The sequence below is a fragment of the Streptomyces sp. NBC_00490 genome (assembly GCF_036013645.1).
Classification (GTDB): Bacteria; Actinomycetota; Actinomycetes; order Streptomycetales; family Streptomycetaceae; genus Streptomyces; species Streptomyces canus_F.
Genome location: NZ_CP107869.1, coordinates 8,344,655 through 8,370,136, shown reverse-complemented (window position 1 = coordinate 8,370,136; position 25,482 = coordinate 8,344,655). Strand labels below are relative to the sequence as shown.

The following is a 25,482-nucleotide window of genomic DNA, read 5'->3' as shown; positions in this document are numbered from 1 at the left end:
CGGCAGGAGGGTCGTCAGTTGGGCTGGCCGATCGGCCGTACGACCACGGTGTTGACGTCGACGCCCTCGGGCTGCCGGATGGCCCACACGACCGAGTCGGCGATCTGGTCGGCGGTGAGGAGGTGGCCGGGCGGGAGGCTGCCGTAGCTGTCCCAGAAGGGCGTCTCCACCCGGCCCGGCGCGATGTGGGTCACGCCGACGCCCCACTCGGTCACCTGGCGCCGGGTGTTCTCGGCGAGCCCGGTCACCGCCCACTTCGTCGCCCCGTAGATGTTGCCAGGACCGGGCACGAACCCGGCGACGCTCCCGACCAGCACGATCCGGCCGCGAGTCTCCTTGAGGGCGTCGATGGAGGCGCGGATGAGCAGCGCCGGGCCCAGCACGTTGGTCAGCACCATCTCGGTCCAGCCGGCGGGGTCGCCTTCGGCGACGGAGTCGTGGGTGGCGAAGCCGGCGTTGGCGACGACCGTGTCCAGCCGGCCGAACTCCTTGAGCGTACGGTCGACCGCCGACCGCACACTGTCATAGTCGGCCGCGTTGCCGACGAGCGTCAGCAGCTCTGCCGGATTGCCGAGTTCCCCGGCGAAGCCGCGCAGCCGCTCCTCACCTCGCCCGGTGACGGCCACCCGGTGGCCCGCCGCGAGCAGTTGCCGTGCGACCGCGGCGCCGATACCGCTGCCGCCGCCGGTGATCAGTGCGACCGGAGAGTCGGTCATGGTTACCCCCTGTGGTGTCCTGCGGATGCCGGGGAGTAGATCACTTGAAGCGTTCTCGAAGTCAAGTACCGCAGGTGGCACGGTGGTCGGCGAGTGGGCGCCGACCTTGCGGCCTTCGCCGGGGCGACCGTGCTCGGGCTGGTCTGCGCGGTGCTGCTCAAGCGACGGGTGCTGAGCGAGCACTTCGTGCGGTGCGGCACCCGCCGGGTGCAGGGCGCGGAGATCAGCGTCTACGCCCGGCCGGGCCGCTGCTGAGCATCAGACGCCGCGGGCGGCCGTGTGCACCGTGCGCGCCGCCAGGACGAAGACGTCCGGGCGGTGGTGGATGCTCGCCTTGTCGTCGGGGTCGACGAGCCGGTCGAGGGTGGCGCGGTCCTCGGCGTCGAGACGGTCGCCGAGGACCTCGCGCATCCGGGTCAGGGTGTTGACGGCGACATGGCGGGCCCGGTCCGTGGTCGGCGCGGGCAGGTCGAGCAGGAAGCTGCGGGTGCCGGTGGGCTTGAGGCCGACGGAGGCCAGCAGCGCCGGCCAGTCCTCGATCACGTCGACGGTGCCGGGCAGCCCGGCCCGCATCTGGCTGAACCAGTCCTCGTGCAGCGCGTCGAGCCGGGCCTGGAGTCCGGGGCGGCCGATGCCGATGTCGCGGGGCAGGTACCGGGTGGGGAGGCTGCCCTCCAGCAGGGCCAGCGTGCCGCCGGGCGCGAGCCGGTCGGCGAACGAGGCGAGGGCGGCCCGCTGGTCGCCGAGGTGGTGCAGGCTCCAGCTGGCCCAGATCAGGTCGGCCGGATACTCCAACTCCTCCAGTACGCCTGGCAGTTCACCGGTGAGGGTGCTGAACCGGTCCGCGACGCCGAGCCGGGCCGCCCGCTCGCGGGCCCGCTCCAAAAGCGGCTCGGAGCCGTCGACGGCGACGATCCGGGCGCCGGGGAAGTTCTCGGCGAGCAGACAGGAGGCGACACCGGGTCCGCTGCCCGCGTCGACGACCAGCCCGGGCTCGGTCTGCCGCTTGGCGAGCCAGGCCATCGCCCGCTCGTACATCGGCATGTACAGCTCGGCCTGCTCCTCCAGCATCGGGGCCATCTCGGCCCAGTCGATGTCGGCGTGGTCATGGGAGTGGCCGCGAACGTCGTGGGTGTGATCGTGGTGGTCGTGCGCCATGGGGGTCAGCCTCTCGTCCGGTTGCGGCCAGCGTGCGCCGACGCACCGTGGGGAGGCCACCACTGTTGCCGAGGCGGCAAAAAATGGGGGCGTCCGCCATCCCCTGACGTACCCGGCGGTCCCCCGCGCCCCCGAAGGGGCGCGGAGGACCTGCGCGACCGGCCGTGACGGTCCCGCGGCCGCGTTCACGGTGTTACGACAGCGGCGGGTACGCGTTCGTCATCAGCTGCTGGAACTGCGCCGAGAACCAGTGTCCGGACAGCGGCGCGTTCGGCAGGGCGCCGGACATGCTGTTGCCGTTGCGCGGGTTGCCCGTGTAGGTCGGGTCGCACATCCGGTCGAAGCCCTTGCCCTCGTCGTTGGGAATGGCAGAGCTCGAACCGTCGGACTCACCCGGGGGCTTGATCCACACGTAGGCGTCGATCCCGGCGGCCGGGCTGGCCTGCGGGCGCTCGCCGAGGCCGGCTCCGGACTGGTTGCACCAGTTGCCGACGTGGATACGACGGTCGTAGCGGCCGCCGTTGACATAGGTGTCCACGTCCGTCATCGCTCCCGGTCCCGCGGGCCGGGCACTGCCGCCCCAGCCGTTGCGGGAGGTGTCGATCAGCATGCCGACACCGGAGTTGAAGCCGGCGGTGACCAGCTGGTTGCGGAACGTCTGGGCGAACGACAGCTCGTCGACGTACCGGTTCCAGTCGACCCACTTGGACTCACGGACCGACTTGCCGGCCACGTTGTCGTTGATGGTGAAGTTGTTCTCCTTCAGGGCGCTGTAGTTGGCCGTGTTGGTGATGAAGCCGTGCACGTCGTTGACGGTGGCGCCTTCGGTGGTCGCCGCCTCCTTGATGATGGCCGCGCTGGGTGCGAAGTTGTCGTCCCAGCCGAGCCAGCCGTGGTGGCCGGCGTCGATGTAGTTGTAGACGTTGGGGACGTCACCGAGCTTGTTGAGGGCGTAGCCGACGCCCTTCTGGTAGTTGCCGTTGGCCTTCATCACGTCGCACTGCGGGGTGGCGGTGGGACGGCTGCCGGTGTTGGTGACGAGGTTGGGCAGCGAGTCGATCTCGATGGTGGTGACGATCCGCAGTCCGGCGTACTTGGAGTCGGCGAGGATCGTCTTGATCGGGTCGATGTACTGCGTCTTGTACTTGTCGATCTCCGTCGGGCCGAGCTCGCCGTTGGAGGCGAGGGCCGAGCAGTCGCGGCCGGGCAGGTTGTAGATCACCAGCTGGACGACGAGTTCGCCGGAGCCCTTCTGGGCGAGCGCCGCGTCGAGGTGGTCGCGCAGACCCATGCCGCCGTTCACGCCGTTGATGGCGGCGGTCCGGTCCAGCCACACACCGGTGGGCTGGTTGGAGATACGGCTGCCGCCCGGCTCGGCGGCGGCCTTCGCGGACCACTCCGGGTTCACGTACACCTTGGCGCCGCTGTACGGGTTGTCGACGCGGGTTCCGGTCCCGGGGTCCGGCGGGTCCGTCGGGTCGGTCGGACCGCCGCCACCGTCGACGTTGCAGGTCACTCCGTCGAGGGTGAAGGTGGCCGGGATCGCGTTGGTGCCGCTGTAGCTGCCCTGGAAGCCGAAGCTGGTCGAACCGCCGGTGGCGAGTGTGCCGTTGTAGGACTCGTTGGCGGCGGTCACGGCGGTGCCGCTCTGGGTGATCTTGGCGTTCCAGCCGCTGGTGACCTGCTGGTTACCGGCGTACGCCCACTTGACCGCCCAACTGCTCTTGGCGGCACCGTTGTTGGTGATGGTCACGGCGGCGGTGAAGCCGGTGCCCCACTGGTTCTGGATCTTGTAGTCCACGGTGCAGGGGACGGCGGCCGCGCCGACGTCCGCCGGATTGACGGCGAGCGCCGTCCCGGAGGCCCCGGCGACCAGGGCCATGGCTGCGAGCAGCGCAGTTCTGGTACGACTCATGAGTGCGGGTTTCCTTCTCCGTCGCGAGGTTCTCGGATTTCGGTGGTGCGTGAGCGGTTATCCGTCGAGCGAACGCAGGTGGTCGCGCAGCCCGATGCCGTACGCCGTCGGCGTACCGTCGTAACCGGAGATCAGAGCGGGACCCGAGGTGCAGCTCCATGTGTTCCAGGTCCAGCCCAGGTAGGACAGGCCACGGTCGTCGAACCACTTCATGACCTGGTCGATGAAGGAGTGACCGCAGGTGTTCTCGCCGATCTCCCCGGCGACCAGCGGCACGTGGGCCGCCACCGGGGCGAGCTGGGAGTTCCAGCAGCTCTCGTTCGCGCAGGTGTTGAAGTTGTAGACGTGCCAGGCGGCCGCGAGATCGTTCTTCGGATCGTCGGGCTTGTGCGTCAGCCATTGGCTGACGTCGTTCGAGTAGGCGATGCCGGGGCAGGTGGCGCGGTCCGGGTAGGGCTCGTTGAACAGGTCGAGGACGACGGTCGGATCGTCTTTGAAGGTGCAGGCCACCGACGTCCGGAAGGACGGGGTGTACTGCATGCCGGGCATCGGTTTCTGGCAGGTGGCGTGCACGTCGGAGCAGCCCGCCGAGTTGCCCGTGTACTGGCCGTGGGTCCAGTGCAGTTCGAGCATCGGCGTCATGCCGTTCGCCTTCACCTTCGCCACCAGGTCCTTGACGGCGTCGATGTAGTGCGAACCGGCGTACTCCGCCTTGATGTTGGACGGGCCATGCCGTCGGCGTCCACGAGCTTGTTCCCCGAGACACTGAGGGCCGGCGGTGTTCCGTCACCGGTGTCCGGTGGACCGGTGGGTGTCGGCGCGGGCGAGGGGTCCGCGTCGACGTTGCAGGTCGTACCGTTGAGCGTGAACGAGGTCGGTGACGGGTTGCTCCCCGACCGGGAGCAGAGGAAGCCGGCGCTGACGCTCGCGCCGGTGGCGAGCGCGCCGTTGCAGCTCTGGTCGGCCGCCGTCACCGTGGTACCGGACCGGGACCATTCGGCGTTCCAGCCCTGGCTCAGCTTCTGCCCGCCCGCGAAGTCGAAGGTGAGACTCCAACTGCTCACGGCGGCGGTGTTGTTGGTGATCGTCACGGCACCGACACCGACCCGAGAAGGGCCACGGCGCCGGCGACGGCTAAAAGTACTGAACGCGGGGGGTGTCGCATGAGCGACTCCTTGCAGATCAGCGCGCCGTGACCGACGCGTCGACTGATGGAACCGCTCCCACTGGTGTCACCGAAGTTAGCGCCAAGTGACGGCAAAGAACAGAGGAGTCACTTGACTTTTCCTCAACCACATTCATCGAATCTTTTCGACTCTTCAAGCATCTTGACCCCTCACACCCTCATCCTCACTATGGGAGCGCTCCCACTGGTTCAAGCCTTGACTTCTCCGAGCCGCAAGGAGGAACCAGCACATGGCACCGAGAAGGAGACGCCGGACTGTCCGGCGCTTATGGACGGCTGTCACGGCCGCCCTGGCTCTGCCGTTCGCCATGCTGAGTGTGGCTTCAACTCCCGCACAAGCAGCGGCAGTTCAGTGCAGCGTCGACTACAAAACGAATGACTGGGGCTCCGGCTTCACCACGGACGTGACGATCACGAACCGCGGTACGGACGCCATCAGCGGCTGGACGCTGACGTATGCCTACACCGGCAACCAGAAGCTGTCGAACGGCTGGAACGGCACCTGGTCCCAGTCCGGCCAGACGGTCACGGTGAACAGCGCGAGCTACAACGGGAACATCGCGGCCGGCGCCGCGGTCTCCACCGGCGCGCAGTTCACCTACAGCGGCACCAACGCCGCCCCGACGTCCTTCGCGATCAACGGCACCACCTGCACCGGCGCGCACCAGCCGCCGATCACCGTGCTGACCAGCCCGGCAGCGGGCGCCGTCTACACGCAGGGCAACGCCGTCCCGCTCGCGGCGACCGCCGCGGCCGCCGACGGCGCGACGATCAGCAAGGTGGAGTTCTACGACAACACCACGCTGCTCGGCACCGACACGACATCGCCGTACTCGCTCTCGGCCTCCAGCTTGACCGTGGGCAGTCATTCGCTGCTGGCGAAGGCGTACGACAGCACGGGCGCGTCGGCGGAGTCCACACCGGTCGGCATCACGGTCGTCTCGGGCCCCGCCATCGTGGCCTCGGCGACCCAACTCGCCGTGCAGCAGGGCAAGACGGGCACGTTCGGGGTGAAGCTGTCGACGCAGCCGTCCGCGAACGTGACGGTGACGACCGCCCGCGCCAGTGGCAACTCGGGCCTGTCCGTGACCGGCGGGGCTTCCCTGACCTTCACCCCGTCGAACTGGAACACCGCCCAGAACGTGACCATCACGGCCGGCTCCTCCGGCACCGGAGCCGCGACCTTCGAGTCGACGGCGACCGGGCACGCCAAGGCGTCGGTGACGGTCACGCAGATCGAGGCGGCGGGCGAGTACAACGCCCGTTTCCTGGAGCTGTACGGCAAGATCACCAACCCGGCGAACGGCTACTTCTCACCCGAGGGCATCCCCTATCACTCGGTGGAGACGCTGATCGTCGAGGCGCCGGACCACGGTCACGAGACCACGTCCGAGGCGTACAGCTACCTGCTCTGGCTGCAGGCCATGTACGGCAAGGTGACCGGCGACTGGACCAAGTTCAACGGTGCCTGGGACATCATGGAGAAGTACATGATCCCCACGCACGCCGACCAGCCGACCAACTCCTTCTACAACGCCTCGAAGCCGGCGACCTACGCGCCCGAGCTGGACACGCCCAACGAGTATCCGGCGAAGCTGGACACCGGGGTGCCGGTCGGTTCGGACCCGATCGCCGGTGAACTGAAGAGCGCCTACGGTACGGACGATGTCTACGGCATGCACTGGTTGCAGGACGTCGACAACGTCTACGGCTACGGCAACGCGCCCGGCAAGTGCGAGGCGGGTCCGACGGACACCGGCCCGTCGTACATCAACACCTTCCAGCGCGGTGCGCAGGAGTCGGTGTGGGAGACGGTGCCGCAGCCGACCTGCGACGCCTTCAAGTACGGCGGCAAGAACGGGTACCTGGACCTCTTCACCGGTGACGCCTCCTACGCCAAGCAGTGGAAGTTCACCAACGCCCCGGACGCCGACGCGCGTGCGGTGCAGGCCGCGTACTGGGCCGACAAGTGGGCCGACGCCCAGGGCAAGGGCAGCCAGATCTCCGCGACCGTCGCCAAGGCCGCGAAGATGGGCGACTACCTGCGCTACTCGATGTACGACAAGTACTTCAAGAAGATCGGCAACTGCGTCGGTCCGACCACCTGTGCGGCCGGGACCGGCAAGGACGCCTCGATGTACCTGATGTCCTGGTACTACGCCTGGGGCGGCGCCACCGACACCTCGGCGGGCTGGGCCTGGCGCATCGGCTCCAGCCATGCGCACGGCGGCTACCAGAACCCGATGGCCGCGTACGCGCTGAGCGCCTACGCCGACCTGAAGCCCAAGTCGAGCACGGGTGCCGCCGATTGGGGCACCTCGCTGACCCGGCAGATCGAGTTCTACCGCTGGCTCCAGTCCAACGAGGGCGCCATCGCGGGCGGTGCGACCAACAGCTGGGCGGGCCGTTACGCGACTCCGCCGGCCGGCAAGTCCACCTTCTACGGCATGTACTACGACCAGCAGCCCGTCTACCACGACCCGCCGTCCAACCAGTGGTTCGGCTTCCAGGCGTGGTCGATGGAGCGGGTGGCCGAGTACTACCAGCAGACGGGGAACGCGGCCGCGAAGACCGTCCTCGACAAGTGGGTGGACTGGGCACTGGACCACACCACCATCAACCCCGACGGCACCTACCAGATCCCGTCGACCCTCCAGTGGTCGGGCCAGCCCGACACCTGGAACGCGTCAAGTCCCGGTTCCAACAGCGGACTTCACGTCACCGTCGCCGACTACACCAACGACGTCGGTGTGGCCGCCGCGTACGCCAAGACTCTGACGTACTACGCGGACCGCTCCGGTGACACGGCCGCCGCGACGACGGCCAAGGCACTCCTGGACGGCATGTGGGACAACCACCAGGACGCCCTGGGCATCGCGGTGCCGGAGAACCGGGCCGACTACAACCGGTTCGACGACAGCGTCTCCATCCCGAGCGGCTGGACCGGCACCATGCCGAACGGCGACGCGATCAACTCGTCGTCGACCTTCGACTCGATCCGGTCGTTCTACGAGGACGATCCGGCCTGGTCGAAGATCGAGGCGTATCTCGCGGGCGGCGCGGTGCCGTCGTTCACGTACCACCGGTTCTGGGCCCAGGCGGACATCGCCCTGGCCATGGGTTCGTACGCGGAGCTTCTCGAATAGCCCCCGCCGAGCGCTCCGCGGGTTGAGCAGCCTTTGACTGCGGGTCCGTTGTGGCTGGTCGCGCAGTTCCCCGCGCCCCTCTCGGGGCGCGGGTCCGGCACCGTTCTTTCCGAGGAACCGCTCCAGAGCTCCGCGTACGTGGTCTCGTCACCTGACGGCGAGGCCGACCGGCCGGGCGGCCCCCTCCCGCACTGGGGGTCGCCCGGCACGTCTCGAACCCCGTAGCAAGCGCTTGCCATTCGCACTTTCCCCTCCTCCCCCCACGTCCCGGAAAGGACCCCCGTGCGAAGAACACGCATCCTCACGGCCGTGCTCGCGCTCGCGGCCGGCCTGCTCGCGGGCACCCCGCCCGCACTGGCCGCCGACAGTCCGAGAACGGCCCTCGCCGCCGACACCTACACCTGGAAGAACGCCCGGATCGACGGCGGCGGATTCGTCCCCGGCATCGTCTTCAACCGCAGCGAGAAGAACCTGGCCTACGCCCGCACCGACATCGGCGGCGCCTACCGCTGGGTGCAGTCGAGCAAGACCTGGACGCCCCTGCTGGACTCGGTCGGCTGGGACGACTGGGGGCACACGGGCGTGGCGAGCCTGGCCTCCGACTCCGTGAACCCGGACCGGGTGTACGCGGCGGTCGGCACGTACACCAACAGCTGGGACCCCGGGAACGGGGCCATCCTGCGCTCCTCCAACCGGGGCGCGAGCTGGCAGAAGACCGATCTGCCGTTCAAGCTGGGCGGCAACATGCCGGGGCGCGGCATGGGCGAGCGGCTGGCGATCGACCCGAACAAGAACAGCGTGCTGTACCTGGGCGCGCCGAGCGGCAAGGGCCTGTGGCGGTCGACGGACTCCGGCGTGACCTGGTCGCAGGTCGCGAACTTCCCGAACGTCGGCAATTACGTACAGGATCCGAGCGACACCTCCGGCTACGCCAGTGACAACCAGGGCGTCGTCTGGGTCACCTTCGACGAGCGCACGGGCACCTCGGGCAGCGCGACACAGACGATCTACGTCGGGGTGGCCGACAAGGACAACGCGGTCTACCGCTCGACGGACGGGGGCGCGAGCTGGTCGCGGCTGGCCGGGCAGCCGACGGGGTACCTCGCGCACAAGGGCGTACTGGATACCGCCAACGGCTATCTGTACATCGCATACAGCGACAAGGGCGGTCCGTACGACGGCGGCAAGGGCCGGCTGCTGCGGTACGCGACCTCGACCGGTACGTGGACGGACATCAGCCCGGTCGCCGAGGCCGACACGTACTACGGCTTCAGCGGGCTGAGCGTCGACCGGCAGCATCCGGGCACGGTGATGGCCACGGCGTACAGCTCCTGGTGGCCGGACACCCAGATCTTCCGCTCCACCGACAGCGGCGCGACCTGGACGAAGGCCTGGGACTACACGTCGTATCCCAGCCGTTCCAACCGCTACACGATGGACGTGTCCTCCTCACCCTGGCTGAGCTGGGGCGCCAACCCGTCACCGCCCGAGCAGTCGCCGAAGCTCGGCTGGATGACGGAGGCGCTGGAGATCGATCCGTTCGACTCCGACCGGATGATGTACGGGACGGGCGCGACGGTCTACGGCACCGAGAACCTGACGAACTGGGACTCCGGCAGCCAGTTCACCATCAAGCCGATGGTGCAGGGCCTGGAGGAGACCGCGGTCAACGACCTCGCCGCTCCCCCCTCCGGCGGCGCCCAGCTCTTCAGCGCCCTCGGGGACATCGGCGGTTTCCGGCACACGGACCTCACCAAGGTGCCGGCGATGATGTACACCCAGCCGAACTTCACCACCACGACCAGCCTGGACTTCGCCGAGACGAACCCGAACACGGTGGTCCGGACCGGCAACCTGGACTCGGGTCCGCACATCGCGTTCTCGACGGACAACGGCGCCAACTGGTTCGGCGGGACGGACCCTTCGGGGGTCAGCGGTGGCGGCACGGTCGCGGCGGCCTCGGACGGCAGCCGCTTCGTGTGGAGTCCGGAGGGCACCGGGGTGCAGTACGCGACGGGCTTCGGCTCGTCCTGGGCGGCGTCGAGCGGCATCCCGGCCGGGGCGATCGTCGAGTCCGACCGGGTCGACGCGAAGACCTTCTACGGCTTCAAGTCCGGCAAGTTCTACGTCAGTTCGGACGGGGGCGCGACTTTCACGGCCTCGGCGGCCACCGGGCTCCCGAGCGGCGACAGCGTCCGCTTCAAGGCGCTGCCCGGCACCAAGGGCGATGTGTGGCTGGCGGGCGGCGCGACGGACGGCGCGTACGGGCTGTGGCACTCGACGAACGGCGGTACGTCCTTCACCAAGCTGTCCAATGTCGAGCAGGCCGACGCCGTCGGCTTCGGCAAGGCGGCGACGGGAGCGTCGTACCAGACCCTCTACACCAGCGCGAAGATCGGCGGTGTGCGCGGCATCTTCCGTTCCACGAACCAGGGTTCGACCTGGACGCGTATCAACGACGATGCCCACCAGTGGGGTTGGACGGGCGCGGCGATCACCGGTGACCCGCGGGTGTACGGCCGGGTCTATGTGTCGACGAACGGCCGTGGCGTCATCTACGGCGACTCCTCCGACGCGGGCGGTGGCGGTGGCGGCACCGACCCCACGCCGACGCCCACGGGTGCCTGCGCGGTGACGTACAAGATCACGAGCCAGTGGTCGGGCGGTTTCCAGGCGGACGTCCAGCTCAGCAACACCGGCTCCAGCGCCTGGAGCGGCTGGTCACTCGGCTGGACCTTCCCGGGCGGCCAGACCGTCGGCCAGCTGTGGAACGCCGAGTACACCCAGTCGGGTTCGGCGGTGACGGCGAAGAACGTCACCTGGAACGCGAACGTGGCGGCGGGCTCCTCCGTGAGCTTCGGCTTCACGGGGAGCTGGTCGGGGACGAACACGAAACCGACGGCGTTCAAGCTGGGTGACCAGTCCTGCACGGTCCTCTGAGCGGACCGCGCACGAGGAGGCCCCGTCCGCTCCCGGACGGGGCCTCTTTGTGTGTCGGTCAGGTCAGGTCAGGTCAGGGGGTGTAGACCGTCGGCCGCGGCGCGGTGGGCATGCCGTTGCCGACGAAGAAGCTCGGGTGCGGGGGCTGGTTGTAGGCGGTGTTCTGCCAGGCCAGGCCGGTGCGGTACATGGTGTCGTGCAGCAGGGTCGTGATCTTCGTGGTGGTCTCGTACGGCGTGGAGTAGATCCGCAGGGCCGTGTTGTCGGAGGTCGGCCAGACGACCTCCTCGCGCCAGTCGCCGAAGAGGTCGCCGGACAGGGACGGGGTGGCCTTGGTGCTGTTGTTGGAGTGGACGCTCGCGCCGGTCAGCAGGCGGGTGTCGGAGGAGGTGCCGTACTTGTCGATGTGGGTGCCGTCGAGGAGTTCGCGGGTGGTGTCGCCGTCCCACCAGGAGAGGAAGTTGACCGACGACGGTTCGCGGCCCTTCGTCGCGCCGCCCTCGTCGCGGATGTTCGAGTCGGAGGCGGACCAGACCTCGGCGCCGTCGTTGCCGGCGTAGATGTCACCCGCGACGCCACGGCCGTTGTCGCAGCAGGCGGCCAGCTTCCAACGGACCGCTCCGGTCGCGGGGTTGATGTAGAGCTCGGCGGGCTGGGAGGACGACTCCGAGACTTTGAAGTACTCCAGGCCGGACGTAGACGGGTCCAGGTCGCCCAGATGCTGCGCGTCGCCGTGGCCCGTCTTCGTCGTCCACAGGCCGTTGCCGTTGTCGTCGACGGCCATCGCGCCGTACACGATCTCGTCCTTGCCGTCGTTGTCGACGTCCCCGACGGACAGGCTGTGCGAGCCCTGACCGTCGTACCCCTTGCCGGAGTTGGTGGAGGAACTGGTGTCGAAGGTCCAGCGGCGGGTGAAGGTTCCGTTGCGCCAGTCCCAGGCCGCGAGCACCGAACGGGTGTAGTAGCCCCGCGCCATGATCAGCGAGGGCCGGGCGCCGTCCAGATACGCCGTGCCCGCCAGGAAGCGGTCGACGCGGTTGCCGTACGCGTCTCCCCAGGAGCTCACCGTGCCGCGGGCCGGCACGTAGTCGACGCTCTGCATCGCCTTGCCGGTCTGGCCGTTGAACATGGTCAGGTACTCGGGTCCGGACAGGACGTACCCGCTGGAGTTGCGGTAGTCCGCCGACGAGCTGCCGATCACCGCGCCCGTCCCGTCGACCGTTCCGTCCGCGGTCTTCACGGCGACCTCGGCCTTGCGGTCGCCGTCGTAGTCGTACACCTGGAACTGTGTGTAGTGCGCGCCGGAACGGATGTTGCGGCCCAGGTCGATGCGCCACAGCCGGGTGCCGTCGAGCTTGACGCCGTCGAGGATCGTGTTGCCGGTGTAGCCGGACTGGGAGTTGTCCTTGGCGTTGGTGGGCTGCCACTTGAGCACGAAGTCCAGCGCCCCGTCACCGTCGAGATCGGCGACGGAGGCGTCGTTGGCCTCGTAGGTGTAGGCGACTCCGTCGGGGGTGGTGCCGCCCGCGGGCGGGCTGATCGGTACGTCCTTGTAGCCGGTGCGGAACTGGATCGCGTGCACCGAGTCGGCCTGCTCCACACCGCCGACGATCGCGCGCACCGTGTAGTCGGCCTGGGAGGGGGCGCCGGAGTGGAAGTAGTTGGTGGAGCCCGTAATGGGCGTGGAGTTGACCTTCGTGCCGGCCCGGTAGACGTTGAACGACACGTCGTTCGGGTCGGTGCCGAGCCAGCGCCAGCTGACCAGGTTGCCGGCGTCGGTGTGGACGCTGACGACGCCGCGGTCGAGTGCCTCCACCTGCCGGGCGGTCGCGGCCTCGGCCGTGCCGGTGGCGAGCTGGGTGAGACCGGCGGCGACGAGCGCCGTGGCGGCGGTCAGCGCGGACAGAACGGCCCTTCGTCTGCGGCGCGGGGGCGGCTGCGGGTGCGGGTGCTGCACGAGACGTACCTCCTGGGAGGACGGACGGAGTCCGTGAGGACGTGCGGGTTCCGTTCCTCAGTGGCCGCCGCGCGCGCTGGGGTTGCCGTACATTTCGGCCAGTTCCGCCGCCGTGCGGGCGAGCCGCTCACGCAGCTCGGGCGGCTGGAGCACCTCGATGTCCGTGCCCATGCGCAGGAACTCCCCGAGGGCGTGGTCGACGGACTCGATGGGGACCGTGGCCACGGTCCCCCCGTCCTCGTCGGTACGGACGTCGGCCGCCCTGGCGAGCGTCACGCCCGGCGCCAGCCGCACCACCGCCTCGCCCCGGTACAGCCGCTCGTGGAAGTCCCGCTGGTAGGCCGCCCAGTACGCGGCCAGGTCGAAGTCGCCGGGGCGCGTGAACTCTCCCTCGGCCACAGTGAGTTGAAGGATCTGGTCGACCCGGAAGGTGCGCGGCCCCGGACCGGCGACGACGTACCAGCGCCCCGCCTTCAGCACCAGCCCGTACGGCTCCAGCCGGCGCTCCACATCGGTCGGCGCACGCCACCGACGGTATACGATATTCAGTACACGGTTGTTCCACACCGCGTCGGCGACCGCCGGCAGATACGGCGTCTCCTCCGCCTCCGCGTACCAGCCGGGTGCGTCCAGATGGAAGCGCCCGCTGATCCGGTCGGCGTGCGCCCGCAGCTCCACCGGCAGCGCCGCCCGCACCTTCAGCTGCGCCGCCGCCAGCACCGAGCCCAGACCGAGCTCGGCGGCCGGACCGGGCACACCCGCGAGGAACAGCGCCTCGGCCTCGTCGGCGGTGAGCCCGGTCAGACGGGTGCGGTAGCCGTCGAGCAACCGGTAGCCGCCGGCATGCCCCGCGTCGGCGTACAGCGGGACCCCGGCCGCGCTCAGCGCCTCCACGTCCCGGTAGACCGTGCGCACCGACACCTCCAGCTCCTGCGCGAGCTGGGCGGCGGTCATCCGCCCCCGGGTCTGGAGCAGGAGCAGGATCGAGACGAGCCGACTGGACCTCACCACCACAGAATCCCAGACTTCACTGACAGAGGATGTCAGTGAAGCGGTCCTAACGTCCCGGCATGAGCTTCACCGAGAAACTCCTCACCGTCCCCCCACCCATCGAGGTGGGCGGCCGGCACATCAAGCGCTACCACGTCACCGCCGACCCGGCGGGCATCGCGCCCGACGTGGAGAAGGCGGCGTACGAGATCCTCCCGGAGCTGCTGCCGGAGCCGGACGGCACCCCGCCCGCGACCTTCGTCGTCCTGCACCGGGGCGGCGACGACGGCGCCTACCTCAACGCCTACAGCTGGGTGTGGGACAACGTCCTGCACTTCCGCGGCGCCTCCGCGGGCCAGCCCGTGCTCGGCTGCCCCGACCGCGACCCCACCCACTTCATCAGACCCGACCTGCCGTGGATCGGCTGTGTCTGGGAGCTCCCGCCGATCCTGCACGAACGGGACGCGTGGGTGCGGCATCTGCTGGCCCCCGAAGTCCCGGACCTGGCCGCCTACTTGACCGACTCCCTGCCCGAGGGAACCACGGGGGACCGCGCATGAGCAGCCCGCACGACTTCGACTTCCTCCACGGCGAGTGGCAGGTCCGCAACCGCCGCCGCACCGACTTCCTCGACCCGGACAGCGCCTGGGAGGAGTTCCGGGCTACCAGCCGCTGCTGGCCGCTGTTCGACGGCGCCGCCAACGTCGACGAGATCGACATGCCGCATCTCGCCGCGAAGGGCGCGACCCTGCGGCTGTTCGACCGGGAGAGCGAGCTGTGGTCGCTGAACTGGGCCTCCAGTCGCAGCGGCACTCTCTTCCCGCCGGTCTTCGGCCGGTTCGACGGCGACCGCGGCGAGTTCTACGGCGACGACACGCACGACGGGAAGGACGTGCGGGTGCGGTTCGTCTGGTCCGATGTCTCTGCCACCGGGGCCCGCTGGGAGCAGGCCTTCTCGCTCGACGGCGGGGACACCTGGCTGACCAACTGGGTCATGGAGTTCACCCGGGCTTCCTGAAGGCCCGCAGCGCGAACACCGGGTCGGGGCGCGGCCGGTCCTGGTCCGGCAGGGCTTCCAGGCGGGCGGCGAACGCGTCGGTGCGCGGGTCGCCCGGCGGCAGCAGGGTGAACCAGCCGCGCCGCAGGTCGGCCGCCGTACGGCGAGGGCTGCGGCCCTGCCCCCGGCCCGGAAACCGGGCCCGCCCGGCGTCCACCAGGCCCTGCGCGGCGGCGTACCCCTCGACGCGGGGCTCGGCGTCCGGGGCGGGCCGGCGGGGGCGCGGGGCGAGGACGGCGTCGATGTCGCTGCCCACGTCGTGCGCGGCCGCCTTGTCGACGGTGGTGACGTACACCCCGCCGGGCCGCAGCACCCGGGCGCACTCCGCGACGACGCTGCGCACGTCCTCCGCGTCGTCGACGAGATGCAGCAGCCACACACTGGTCACCGCGTCGAACGCCCCGTCGGGGAAGGGCAGTCGGCGGCCGTCCGCGAGGACGACCGACCCCGGCAGGCGGGCCGCGGCCATCCGTGCCATGCCGTACGTCAGATCGGCGCCCGCCACCCGCAGCGCGGGCCGTGCGCTCGCGAGCCGCCGGGTGACGATCCCGGTGCCGCAGGCCACGTCCAGCAGGCGGCGGGCGCCCTCGGGGACCAGGCCCAGGACGGCGTCGGCGGCCGCGGCGGCGCGAGGTTCGCCGCCGCGGGTGATGTCGTAGGCGTCGGCCTCCTTGTCGTAGTCCAGCACCTCACCGGGCTCCGTGGCCGGGGGCGAGCGCCTCCACCCTGTGCGCGAGTTCGAAGTCCTTCTCGGTCACCGCGCCGCCCACGCTGTGCGTGTTCACGGTCAGGGACACCGTGTTGTAGCCGAGCGTGAGATCGGAGTGGTGGTCGAGCTCCTCCTGGACCCGGGCGATGTGGACGACCATCGCCGTGGCCGCGAAGTGCGAGGACAGACGGTAGGAACGGGCGAGGCGGTCACCGTCGAGCGACCAGCCCGGCAGTTCCGCGAGCCGATCTTCGACGTCCTTCTGCGACAGCGGTTCGAGGGGCATGACGCTGCTCCTTCCTGGACTGCGGGTTCTCCTTCAGCGTGCCACACGGAGCCCGCCGAAGCCCTGGTCAGCCGGGTTCTCTTGCCCGGTGTGCCCCTTCGTCGTCTACGGTCCTCGTATGACCACCACTGCCGCCGACAAGGGCGTCGGCCCCCTGCTGCGGGCCTGGCGCGAACAGCGCCGGGTCAGTCAGCTGGAACTGGCGCTGCGGGCCGACTCCTCCGCCCGGCACATCAGCTTCATCGAGACGGGCCGCTCCCGGCCGAGCGAGGAGATGGTGCTGCGGCTGGCCGAGCATCTGGACGTCCCCGTACGGGAGCGCAACGCGCTGCTGCTGGCGGCGGGTTACGCCCCGCACTACTCGCAGACCCCGCTGGACGACCCGGCGCTGGACTCCGTGCGGGCGGGCATGGAGCGGCTGATCCAGGGCTACGAGCCGTATCCGGCACTGGTGCTGGACGCGATGTACAACGTGCTCGCGGCCAACCGGGGCATCCTCATGCTGCTCGACGGCATCCCGGAGTCGCTGCTCGAACCCCCGCTGAACGCGATGCGGCTGACGCTGCACCCCGAGGGCATGGCCCCCCGGATCCGCAACCTCGGCGAGTGGCGCGGGCATCTGCTCGCGCAGATGGAGCGGCAGATCGCGCTGCACCGCTCAAAGCCGCTGCGGGAGCTGTATGAGGAGGTGGCGGCGTATCCCGTGCCGGACGCCGGTTCCGGTGAACCGCTGGAAGACGCACCGTACTTCGCGCTGCCGATGCTGATCGAGCACGAGGGCCGGGTGCTGTCGTTCATCTCCTCCATCTCCACCTTCAACACCCCCATGGACGTGACCGTCGCCGAGCTGGCCATCGAGACGTTCCTCCCGGCCGACCCGGCGACGGTCAAGTACCTTCAGTCGCTGATGTCCTGACGGGCCTTCAGGGCCATGTACTGGAGGACGGCGAACCCGGCGACGGTCAGGGCCTGCACGACGGTCCACACGGCGCCCGCCGTCGAAGGGGCGAGCCACAGGACCAGGGCGACGCAACTCACCGCGGTCCAGGCGAGGTTGATCTCGACGACGGCCCGGACCGGCAGCGCGGCCGGGCGGGCCCGGTTGGCCAGCAGGCCGACGGCCGCGGCGTACACCGCGAGGAACGTCCCGAGTGCGAGCAGCAGCGTGGAGTCGACCCCGAACAGGACGCCCAGCGGCCCGGAGAGGGCCAGGTAGGCGAGGGCGTTCGCGCCGGTGACGACCGCGTCGAGGGCGAGGAAGCGCCGCAGCGCGGTGTGCGGGTCGCCGGTGCGGACAAGAGCGGACAGCTGGGTGGCGGACATGGCGAATCACCCTCCGACGGGGTCAAGTTGAGGCGGGGAGAAAGGGCGGTACCCGGGTTCCGGACCGGAGTGCGCCGGCCCGGAACCCGGTGTCACCACGATCCCGCCCCGGGCCCGGCCGGTCGATTACCCCCGAAGTAATGCCACACGTGGTGAGCGCCTCACCCCCGCCCCTGTGAGACCGGAAGCGGAACGTGGCACACTGCCCTGCAGACTTCGGCGCGTAGGGGAGGCGTGGCGTGAGTGAGCGGCGGCCTGCGCCCACCGTGGGTCAGGTGGTGCTCGGCAGACGGCTCCAGGAGTTGCGGGAGGCGGCCGGGCTCAAGCGCGAGGAGGCCGCGAAAGTCCTCCGTGTGGCTCCCGCGACCGTACGGCGCATGGAGATGGCCGAGGTCGCGCTGAAGATCCCCTACGTGCAGCTGCTGCTGTCCACGTACGGCGTCGCGGAGGAGGAGACGGACGCCTTCGTCGCGCTGGCCGAGGAGGCGAACCAGCCGGGCTGGTGGCAGCGGTTCCACGATGTGCTGCCGGACTGGTTCAGCCTGTACGTGAGCCTGGAGGGTGCCGCCCGCATCATCCGCTCCTACGAACCGCACTTCGTGCCCGGCCTGTTGCAGACCGAGGCGTACGCCCGCGCCGTCATGGAGGCGGGCACGATCGCGCAGCAGGGCTCCGACACCATCGAGCGGCACGTGTCCCTGCGGATGACCCGGCAGCAGCTTCTGGAGAAGCCCGATCCGCCCCACCTGTGGGTGATCATGGACGAGACGGTGCTGTGCCGGCCGGTCGGACGGGGCGGCGAGATCATGCGGGAACAGCTCGACAGGCTCCTGGAGTTCGCCGAGCGCGACCGGGTCACCCTGCAGATCGCGGAGTTCGCCGCGGGTCCGCACCCGGGGACGTACGCGCCCTTCTCGCTGTTCCGTTTCGCCGAGCCGGAACTGCCCGACATGGCGTTCACCGAGTATCTGACCGGCGCCCTGTACCTGGACTCGCGCGCGGAGGTCTCCGCGCATCTGGAGGTCCTGGACCACATGACGGCGCGCGCCGCGTCGGCCGAGCGCACCAAGAAGATCCTGCGGGAGCGCCGCGCGACGTATTGAGCCACGCACCACTCGGGCCGCGCACGGCAACCTTCCCGTCATCCCCGACGACTTGCGAGCAGACCCCGTCAGGCACCGCGCACCGAGGAGAAGACACCGCATGACCGGATCCGGATCCGAAGCCGCGCCCACCACCGTCGACACCAGCCGGCCGCACCCGGCGCGGGTGTACGACTGGTGGTTGGGCGGCAAGGACAACTACCCGGTGGACGAGGCGCTGGCCCGCAGGATCCTCGCCACGGACGACACCGCGGTGCGCGGGGCGCGCGCCAACCGCCGGTTCATGCACCGGGCGGTGCGGACGGCCGCCGAGGCCGGGATCCGCCAGTTCCTGGACATCGGCACCGGCATCCCCACCGAGCCGAACCTCCACCAGGTGGCCCAGGAGGTCGCCCCGGAGTCGAGGGTCGTGTACGCCGACAACGACCCGATCGTGCTCCGGCACGCCCAGGCGCTGCTGCACAGCACCCCCAAGGGCGCCACGAACTATGTGCACGCCGACGTCCGGGACCCCGGCACCATCCTGCGGCTGGCCGCGCAGACCCTGGACTTCGCGCGGCCCGTCGCGCTGTCCCTGGTGGCGCTCACCCACTATCTGGACGACGAACCCGACGGCGACGACGTGTACGGCCTGCTCGCGCGGTACGTCGCCGAACTCGCGCCCGGCAGCTTCGTGATCCTGTCCCAGGTCACCCCCGACCTCAGCCCGGAGGCGATCGCCAGGGCCGCGGAGCACTTCCGGGCCGGCGGCACACCGTTCTACCCGCGGTCGCTGGCCGAGTTCTCGCGGTTCTTCGACGGTCTGGAACTGCTCGGCCCCGGCGTGATCCCGGTCTCCGGCTGGCGCCCGGCCCCCGAGGACGTCGCCGCCCAGGCGGAGGGCATCGTCCCGGTCTACGCGGGGGTCGCCCGCAAGCCGTGACCTGACCCCAGGGGTGCCGCCGACGGGCGCGCTCCCCTGCCCGGCCCTGGCTTCGAGGGGCACGGGCCGGCAAGGGTGCGCAGGTGACCGACACCCGGGCCCCGCCCTCGGAGCCGGGTGCGGCGCCACTGCGGGCCGGCAGGCGCTTCCGGCCCGGCACGCCCTCGTCCGACCCGCGCGGGCATCGGGACGGCGCTGATCACGTTCGTGCCGTACAGCCGACCGGTGCACATATTCAGACCGGTGCCGTACCTGTTCCGCCCGTATGTCGTGTGCCGCGGCCGCGACCCCGAGGAGTTGGGGCCGCGGCCGGAACGGCGGGTCGGGAGAAGACGGGCGCGTAGTCCGTCAGCCGCCCTCGATGTGGCCGGCCGGGGCGGCGCCGCCGTCGACGTGTCCGTCCGTGCTGTTCTCGTGGTGGCCGACCGGGGCCGCGTCCACGGACCACTCCCAGTTGTCCGGCGTGTCCCCGCCCCCGGCCACACCCACGGCCGCGGCCCCCGCCAGCAGCGAACCGGCCGCCAGAGCCGCTAACCGTGCGCGTCGTGTCCTGTGGTCACCCATGCTTGTGTCCCTCCGTGAAGCCCGCTGCGGCCGGCCTCTCAGGCCGCCCCGCCCTTGGGGTCCTTGTCGTCGTCGACGATCTCCGCGTCCACGACGCCTTCCTCCTCGGGAGACGCGGGCTGCTGGTCGGTGGGTTCCGACGGGGCCTGGGCGTACATCGCCTGGCCCATCTTCTGGCTGACGGTGGCGAGTTTCTCGACGCCGGTGCGCAGCGCGTTCGTGTCGGGGTTCTGCTCCAGGAGCGTCTTCAGCTCCGAGATCGCCGACTCCACCTCGGACTTGGTGTCGGCGGGGACGCGTTCGTCGTTGTCACGGATGAACTTCTCGGTCTGGTAGACGAGTTGCTCGGCCTGGTTGCGGGTCTCGGCCGCCTCCCGGCGGTTGCGGTCCTCCTCGGCGTACTGCTCCGCGTCCCGCATCATGCGGTCGATGTCGTCCTTGGGCAGGGCCGAGCCGCCGGTGACCGTCATCTTCTGTTCCCGGCCGGTCGCCAGGTCCTTGGCGGAGACGTGCATGATCCCGTTGGCGTCGATGTCGAACGCCACCTCGACCTGCGGGACGCCACGCGGCGCGGGCGGCAGCCCGGTCAGGTCGAAGACGCCCAGCTTCTTGTTGTACGCGGCGATCTCCCGCTCGCCCTGGTACACCTGGATGCCCACCGAGGGCTGGTTGTCGGTCGCCGTCGTGAAGATCTCCGAACGCCGGGTGGGGATCGTGGTGTTGCGCTCGATGAGCTTGGTCATGATGCCGCCCTTGGTCTCGATGCCCAGGGACAGCGGGGTGACGTCGAGCAGCAGGACGTCCTTCACGTCGCCGCGGATGACGCCCGCCTGGAGGGCCGCGCCGACGGCGACGACCTCGTCCGGGTTGACGCCCTTGTGCGGGTCCTTGCCGGTGAGTTCCTTGACGAGGTCGGTGACGGCGGGCATCCGGGTCGAGCCGCCGACGAGGATGACGTGGTCGACCGCGGCGAGCTTGATGCCGGCGTCCTTGACGGCCTGGTGGAAGGGGGTCGTGCAGCGGTCGAGCAGGTCGGCGGTCAGCTCCTGGAACTGGGCGCGCGTCATCTTCTCGTCGAGGTGCAGGGGGCCTTCGGCGGAGGCGGTGATGTAGGGGAGGTTGATCGTCGTCTCCGACGAGCTCGACAGCTCGATCTTGGCCTTCTCAGCTCCCTCGCGCAGCCGTTGCAGCGCCATCTTGTCCTTGCCGAGGTCGACGCCGTACTGCCCCTGGAACTTCTTCACCAGGTGCTCCACGACCCGCTGGTCCCAGTCGTCGCCGCCGAGATGGGTGTCGCCGTTGGTGGCCTTGACCTCGATGACGCCGTCGCCGATCTCCAGCAGGGAGACGTCGAAGGTGCCGCCGCCGAGGTCGAAGACGAGGACGGTCTGCTCCTCGCCCCGGTCCAGGCCGTAGGCGAGCGCGGCGGCCGTCGGCTCGTTGATGATCCGCAGCACGTTCAGGCCCGCGATCTCCCCGGCCTCCTTGGTGGCCTGGCGCTGCGTGTCGTCGAAGTACGCCGGGACGGTGATCACCGCGTCGGTGACGTCCTCGCCGAGATAGGACTCGGCGTCCCGCTTCAGCTTCTGCAGCACCCGCGCGGAGAGCTCCTGCGCCCGGTAGCGGGTGCCGTCGATGTCCCCCTGGTCCGGGAAGCGCCAGCTCCCGTCGCCCATGTACCGCTTCACCGAACGGGCCGTCCGCTCGACGTTCGTCACCGCCTGCCGTTTGGCGACCTCCCCGACCAGCACCTCGCCGTTCTTGGCGAAGGCCACGACCGACGGTGTGGTCCTGGCCCCCTCCGCATTGGCGACGACTGTGGGGTCGCCGCCCTCCAGGACTGCCACCACGGAGTTCGTGGTCCCCAGATCGATCCCGACCGCGCGTCCCATCGCTGTCCCCTTCCGCCAGGGCACTTCCCGGACTCCAGCACAAAACTTGAGTGCGCTGTTGTCAATGCCGCGTACCCATGCCGGGTACCCGGAAATGCGCGCTGCCGCGCCCCTCACGAGGGGGACGCGGCAGTGCGGGACGTACGGGTGTCAGGCGAGCTTCGCCGACAGGGTGATCGGTACGGCCTTGAGGGCCTGGCTGACGGGGCAGTTCACCTTGGCCTGCTCCGCCGCGGCGACGAAGCCGTCCTCGTCGAGGCCCGGCACGGTGCCCTCGACGGTGAGGTGGATGCCGGTGATGCCCTCGCCCGGCTGGAAGGTGACGTCGGCGGAGGTGAGGAGCTTGGTGGGCGGGGTGCCGGCCCCCGCGAGGGCGTGCGAGAACGCCATCGAGAAGCAGCTGGAGTGGGCGGCCGCGATCAGCTCCTCGGGGCTGGTCTTGCCGTTGGCCTCCTGCGTGCGGGCAGCCCACGTCACCGGCTGCTCGGCGATGGCGCCGGAGGAGTCGAAGGTGACGACTCCGTTGCCCTCGAGCAGGTTGCCTTCCCAGACGGTGTGTGCGGAGCGCGTGGTAGCCACGGTCAGTCCTTTCGTGTGGTCCCGGTTCCGGGTGATGCACCCCATCCGATCACACTCGGGCGCGGCTCACCCTGAAGACCGGCCCGCGCGGGCTGAACGGCAGCCGCGCGCCCTCCGGGATCAGATACGCGTGTTCGCGCCGCACCCTCAGCACATCGCACCAGCCGTCCGTGATCACCAACACGGGCGCGCCGGGCGGGAAGTCGTCGGCCCGGTGCAGCAGGTCGATCCCGGGCTGCAGGACCGTACCGCCGCGACCGCGCACCCGGACCCGGCCCGCGATCTCGGTGACCGGCAGATAACCGGCGTCGTGGGGGGCCGCGTCGCAGAACACGACGCGCGCCGCCGGTACGTCCCGGGCCTCGGCGTACGAGGCGATCGCGCCGAGCGCCTTGCCGAGCAGGGTCCGGTCCATGGACCCGGAGGTGTCCAGGACGACGCCGAAGGTGCAGCGGGCGATCTCCTCGGGCGGGAAGTACCGGCCCGCGCGCGGGATGTCGGGGGTGGACGACTGGCGGCGGGAGGGGCGCGCGTACGTCCGCAGGGGTTCAGGGCGGGGCACGAACTCGTCGAACCAGCGCGCGAGTTGGGCGTCCCAAGGCAGTGGTGGGTGGCTGAGTGCGCGGATCTCCTCGACCAGACCGCCGGGCAGGAACCCGCGTGACTGCTCCTGGTGCAGGTCCAGGCCCATGCCGAGGCCGCGGCGGTAGAACTCGTCGAGGTCGACGTAGTCCCGGGGCGAGCCGAGCGGGCCGCCGAGGACGTCGCCGAGGCCCTTGCCGCGCAGGGTGCCCAGGCGGCGCATCCGGCGCATGTCGCCGGCGATACGGTCGTAGACCTCCTCCGCGGACAGGTCCTTCAGCCCGGGGTCGTGGAGCAGCCCGTCGGGCATCGTGCCGACCTGCATGTCGGCCAGCCAGCCGTTGATGACGTAGTCGCAGGCCACGTTGAACAGGTACGGGTCGCGGGTGCCGCAGCGGTCGCCGTGGCGCAGGGCGGCGTGCAGCATCTCGTGGGCGAGGACGAACCGCCATTCCTCGTCGTCGAGTTCGCGCAGCGGGTTGATGTAGATCTCGGCGAGTTCGGCGTTGACCGCGGCGACGGAGATGTCGTGGGCGCGGGCCAGTTCGGCGTCGGCGACCAGGGTGATACCGGCCGCGATGCCGCCGAGCAGCGGGTAGGAGGAGACGAACCAGCTCAACGCCCGCTCCCACGGCTGGAGTCGGGTGGAGCCGCCGCGCATCGACGCACGGCGGCCGCCCGCCACGTCCATGGCGGTGGCGACGGTACGGGTGAGGGCGTGCGCGAAGTCCAGCTGCCAATCCTTCGGGGCGCCGCCCGTCCACACGTCCCAGGGCACGAGCAGTTGGTCCGGTTCACGGCCCGCCGTGCCGCAGTGCTCGTACACGGGCGGGACGCCGTCGCGGCGCCAGCGTGCGGCGAGCTGTTCCTCGTCGCCGTCGGGGTAGGACGGCGGCAGGTCCTCGGGGGTGCGGCCGATGGGGAAGCCGAGCAGGAAGCGGTTGACGACGACGCAGCGGGCGGCCCGCTCCAACCGGTCGGGCTGGGTGCGGCGGCCCTCCTTCGCCGGGACGTGGCCGAAGCCGAGGTGGATGACGGCGTGGGCGATGGCCCAGGCCCAGTCGACGGGGTCGGCGCGCCGGGTGGGGTGGACGTGCAGGGTGCCGTCGGAGTCGACGCGGACCAGCCCGGAGGCGGGCGAGTGCGGGCAGTCCTGCTTGCGGCAGGTGCTGAACCCGATCGCGGCGAGGGCCCGGTTGGCCCGCACCAGCCGCATTCCCTCGGCGAAGGCCTCGGCCGCGAGGTCCTTCTTCGGCGGCTTCGCGGCGCGCGTACGGCTCACCGCCACGCCCCCTTCGCAGGGCTCACTGCCGCGCCTCCACCAGCCGCGGCATGTCACGGGCGGCCTCGACCAGGAACCAGGCGGGCAGCAGCGGGTTGCCGTCGGTGTCCGGGGCGATGACGCTCTGCGCGACCTCCACCGAGATCTCGGCGAGCTGCACGAGCAGCGACTTGGCGCGGTACGCCGTCTGCTGGGCGGACGCGGAGAGGTGCTCCTTGCTGGCGGGCAGCTCCTTGACCAGACGGCCGCGGAAGGACTCGGCGAGGTAGTACAGGAGGTCGCGGTCCGCCATGCGGTGCGGCCAGCGGGCGTCGCCCTTGATGATCGCCTCGATGCCGTACTGGCCGCGCACGATCTTGACGTAGCCGCAGAACGCGACGGCGTGCGCGGGGGTCAGCGTGCCGTGCGCGATCACCTTCAGCGTCTCCTCGTCGAGGCCGTGGCCGAAGGAGTGCAGGGCGTCGGAGAGCATGTGCCAGGAGCGGGGCGTGGAGAACGGCTCCTCGGTCTTGGGCGGCTTGGACCACAGGTGGTCGGGCCGGTCGATGAGGTGGTCCAGGACCCAGGGGTGGATGCCGTTGCCCGCGGCCCACACGAGCCAGTCCTTCGCGGAGGCCTCCAGATGGACATGGGCGAGCCGGTTGACCAGCGCGGAGGCGATGGGGCGGGCGAGGGCGTTGTCGGTGGCCCGGTTGCCGGCGCCGATCACGATCGAGCCGGCCGGGAGGTCGTAGCTGCCGATACGGCGGTCCAGGATCAGCGAGTAGAACGCCTTCTGCACATCCGGGCTCGCCGCGTTGAGCTCGTCCAGGAACAGGCAGTACGGCTCGTCGCGGGCGATCGCCTCCGGCGGGCAGAACACCGAGCGTCCGTCACGGATCTGCGGCACGCCGATCAGGTCCTCGGGAGCGAGCTGGGTGCCCAGCAGACTCACGCACTCCAGTCCCAGGGACTCGGCGAACTCCCGTACCAGGGAGGACTTTCCGATGCCGGGGGCGCCCCAGATGAAGACCGGCCGCACGGTCGCGAGACCGAGCAGCAACTCCGGGATCCGGGCGGGAGTGACGGTGACGGCAGCCTGCACGCAGTGGCTCCAGGGAATGTTCGAGAAGGGCGCGCTGGTGCGCGGGGTCCGATGCGAACAGTGTGTGTGCCGCCGCCACGGGACGCACACG

The 25,482-nt window shown here is 70.2% G+C and carries 21 protein-coding genes and 1 pseudogene; 8 read left to right on the top strand and 14 right to left on the bottom strand.

Annotated features, from left to right (window positions below; translation table 11 throughout):
• Positions 1 to 14: 14 nt before the first annotated feature.
• Entirely contained in the window at positions 15 to 716 is a 702-nt protein-coding gene (locus OG381_RS38110) for an SDR family oxidoreductase (RefSeq protein WP_327720522.1), read from the bottom strand.
• Between the two features lie 93 nt (positions 717 to 809).
• Between OG381_RS38110 and OG381_RS38105 the strand changes: the two genes are divergently transcribed.
• Positions 810 to 971: a hypothetical protein gene (locus OG381_RS38105; protein ID WP_327720521.1), complete on the top strand. Its 162-nt coding sequence runs from the start codon at positions 810 to 812 to the stop codon at positions 969 to 971.
• A 3-nt stretch (positions 972 to 974) separates the two neighbouring features.
• Here OG381_RS38105 and OG381_RS38100 read toward each other — a convergent pair whose 3' ends face one another.
• The 3 genes and pseudogenes from OG381_RS38100 to OG381_RS38090 form a co-directional block, all read right to left on the bottom strand.
• The gene (locus OG381_RS38100) at positions 975 to 1,874 is read right to left on the bottom strand and encodes a class I SAM-dependent methyltransferase (protein WP_327720520.1); all 900 of its coding nucleotides are present in this window, start codon (positions 1,872 to 1,874) and stop codon (positions 975 to 977) included.
• 193 nt (positions 1,875 to 2,067) lie between these two features.
• The gene (locus tag OG381_RS38095; protein ID WP_327720519.1) at positions 2,068 to 3,789 is read right to left on the bottom strand and encodes a glycoside hydrolase family 6 protein; all 1,722 of its coding nucleotides are present in this window, start codon (positions 3,787 to 3,789) and stop codon (positions 2,068 to 2,070) included.
• A 57-nt stretch (positions 3,790 to 3,846) separates the two neighbouring features.
• Positions 3,847 to 4,954: pseudogene (locus tag OG381_RS38090) on the bottom strand (cellulose binding domain-containing protein).
• Positions 4,955 to 5,205: 251 nt separating this feature from the next.
• Here OG381_RS38090 and OG381_RS38085 point away from each other — a divergent pair.
• Both OG381_RS38085 and OG381_RS38080 read left to right on the top strand, forming a co-directional pair.
• On the top strand, positions 5,206 to 8,121 hold the full coding sequence (locus OG381_RS38085) for a glycoside hydrolase family 48 protein (protein WP_327720518.1): 2,916 nt from the start codon (positions 5,206 to 5,208) through the stop codon (positions 8,119 to 8,121).
• A gap of 282 nt (positions 8,122 to 8,403) precedes the next feature.
• Positions 8,404 to 11,061, top strand: coding sequence for a cellulose binding domain-containing protein (locus OG381_RS38080; protein ID WP_327720517.1), 2,658 nt, complete (start codon positions 8,404 to 8,406; stop codon positions 11,059 to 11,061).
• A 73-nt stretch (positions 11,062 to 11,134) separates the two neighbouring features.
• Here the strand turns inward: OG381_RS38080 and OG381_RS38075 are convergent, their stop codons facing one another.
• Entirely contained in the window at positions 11,135 to 13,018 is a 1,884-nt protein-coding gene (locus OG381_RS38075; RefSeq protein ID WP_327720516.1) for a rhamnogalacturonan lyase, read from the bottom strand.
• A 57-nt stretch (positions 13,019 to 13,075) separates the two neighbouring features.
• Positions 13,076 to 14,026: a helix-turn-helix transcriptional regulator gene (locus OG381_RS38070; protein ID WP_327720515.1), complete on the bottom strand. Its 951-nt coding sequence runs from the start codon at positions 14,024 to 14,026 to the stop codon at positions 13,076 to 13,078.
• Positions 14,027 to 14,088: 62 nt separating this feature from the next.
• On the opposite strand from OG381_RS38070, the gene OG381_RS38065 reads away from it, so the two are divergent.
• Together OG381_RS38065 and OG381_RS38060 are read left to right on the top strand one after the other, a co-directional pair.
• Complete coding sequence (locus tag OG381_RS38065; protein WP_327720514.1) at positions 14,089 to 14,568, top strand: hypothetical protein; 480 nt, start codon at positions 14,089 to 14,091, stop codon at positions 14,566 to 14,568.
• Positions 14,565 to 15,026 (top strand): hypothetical protein, encoded by a 462-nt coding sequence (locus OG381_RS38060; RefSeq protein ID WP_327720512.1) that lies wholly within the window; start codon positions 14,565 to 14,567, stop codon positions 15,024 to 15,026. The genes OG381_RS38065 and OG381_RS38060 overlap by 4 nt, the downstream gene beginning before the upstream one ends.
• Here the strand turns inward: OG381_RS38060 and OG381_RS38055 are convergent.
• The gene (locus OG381_RS38055) at positions 15,010 to 15,753 is read right to left on the bottom strand and encodes a class I SAM-dependent methyltransferase (protein WP_327720511.1); all 744 of its coding nucleotides are present in this window, start codon (positions 15,751 to 15,753) and stop codon (positions 15,010 to 15,012) included. The two genes, OG381_RS38060 and OG381_RS38055, sit on opposite strands and share 17 nt — an antisense overlap.
• A 1-nt stretch (position 15,754) precedes the next feature.
• Entirely contained in the window at positions 15,755 to 16,060 is a 306-nt protein-coding gene (locus OG381_RS38050; RefSeq protein WP_327720510.1) for a 4a-hydroxytetrahydrobiopterin dehydratase, read from the bottom strand.
• Between the two features lie 118 nt (positions 16,061 to 16,178).
• Between OG381_RS38050 and OG381_RS38045 the strand changes: the two genes are divergently transcribed.
• Positions 16,179 to 16,976, top strand: a complete 798-nt coding sequence (locus tag OG381_RS38045) for a helix-turn-helix domain-containing protein (RefSeq protein ID WP_327720509.1) — start codon at positions 16,179 to 16,181, stop codon at positions 16,974 to 16,976.
• On the opposite strand, the gene OG381_RS38040 is transcribed toward OG381_RS38045, so the two are convergent.
• Positions 16,958 to 17,383 (bottom strand): hypothetical protein, encoded by a 426-nt coding sequence (locus OG381_RS38040; protein WP_327720508.1) that lies wholly within the window; start codon positions 17,381 to 17,383, stop codon positions 16,958 to 16,960. The two genes, OG381_RS38045 and OG381_RS38040, sit on opposite strands and share 19 nt — an antisense overlap.
• Before the next feature lie 239 nt (positions 17,384 to 17,622).
• Here OG381_RS38040 and OG381_RS38035 point away from each other — a divergent pair, with 239 nt between their 5' ends.
• Both OG381_RS38035 and OG381_RS38030 read left to right on the top strand, forming a co-directional pair.
• The gene (locus OG381_RS38035; protein ID WP_327720507.1) at positions 17,623 to 18,486 is read left to right on the top strand and encodes a helix-turn-helix domain-containing protein; all 864 of its coding nucleotides are present in this window, start codon (positions 17,623 to 17,625) and stop codon (positions 18,484 to 18,486) included.
• A gap of 100 nt (positions 18,487 to 18,586) precedes the next feature.
• Entirely contained in the window at positions 18,587 to 19,408 is an 822-nt protein-coding gene (locus OG381_RS38030) for an SAM-dependent methyltransferase (protein ID WP_327720506.1), read from the top strand.
• 348 nt (positions 19,409 to 19,756) lie between these two features.
• Here OG381_RS38030 and OG381_RS38025 read toward each other — a convergent pair whose 3' ends face one another.
• From OG381_RS38025 to OG381_RS38005, 5 genes are all read right to left on the bottom strand, one after another.
• A complete protein-coding gene (locus OG381_RS38025) occupies positions 19,757 to 19,897 on the bottom strand; it encodes a hypothetical protein (protein ID WP_327720505.1) in 141 nt (46 codons plus the stop codon).
• A gap of 113 nt (positions 19,898 to 20,010) precedes the next feature.
• Positions 20,011 to 21,864 carry a molecular chaperone DnaK gene (dnaK, locus tag OG381_RS38020; RefSeq protein WP_327720504.1) on the bottom strand — a complete coding sequence of 618 codons (1,854 nt, stop codon included), beginning with the start codon at positions 21,862 to 21,864 and terminating at the stop codon, positions 20,011 to 20,013.
• A 150-nt stretch (positions 21,865 to 22,014) separates the two neighbouring features.
• A complete protein-coding gene (locus OG381_RS38015; protein ID WP_327720503.1) occupies positions 22,015 to 22,443 on the bottom strand; it encodes an OsmC family protein in 429 nt (142 codons plus the stop codon).
• A 49-nt stretch (positions 22,444 to 22,492) separates the two neighbouring features.
• Positions 22,493 to 24,307, bottom strand: a complete 1,815-nt coding sequence (locus OG381_RS38010) for a vWA domain-containing protein (RefSeq protein WP_327720502.1) — start codon at positions 24,305 to 24,307, stop codon at positions 22,493 to 22,495.
• Positions 24,308 to 24,329: 22 nt separating this feature from the next.
• On the bottom strand, positions 24,330 to 25,391 hold the full coding sequence (locus OG381_RS38005) for an ATP-binding protein (RefSeq protein ID WP_327720501.1): 1,062 nt from the start codon (positions 25,389 to 25,391) through the stop codon (positions 24,330 to 24,332).
• Positions 25,392 to 25,482: the final 91 nt, after the last annotated feature.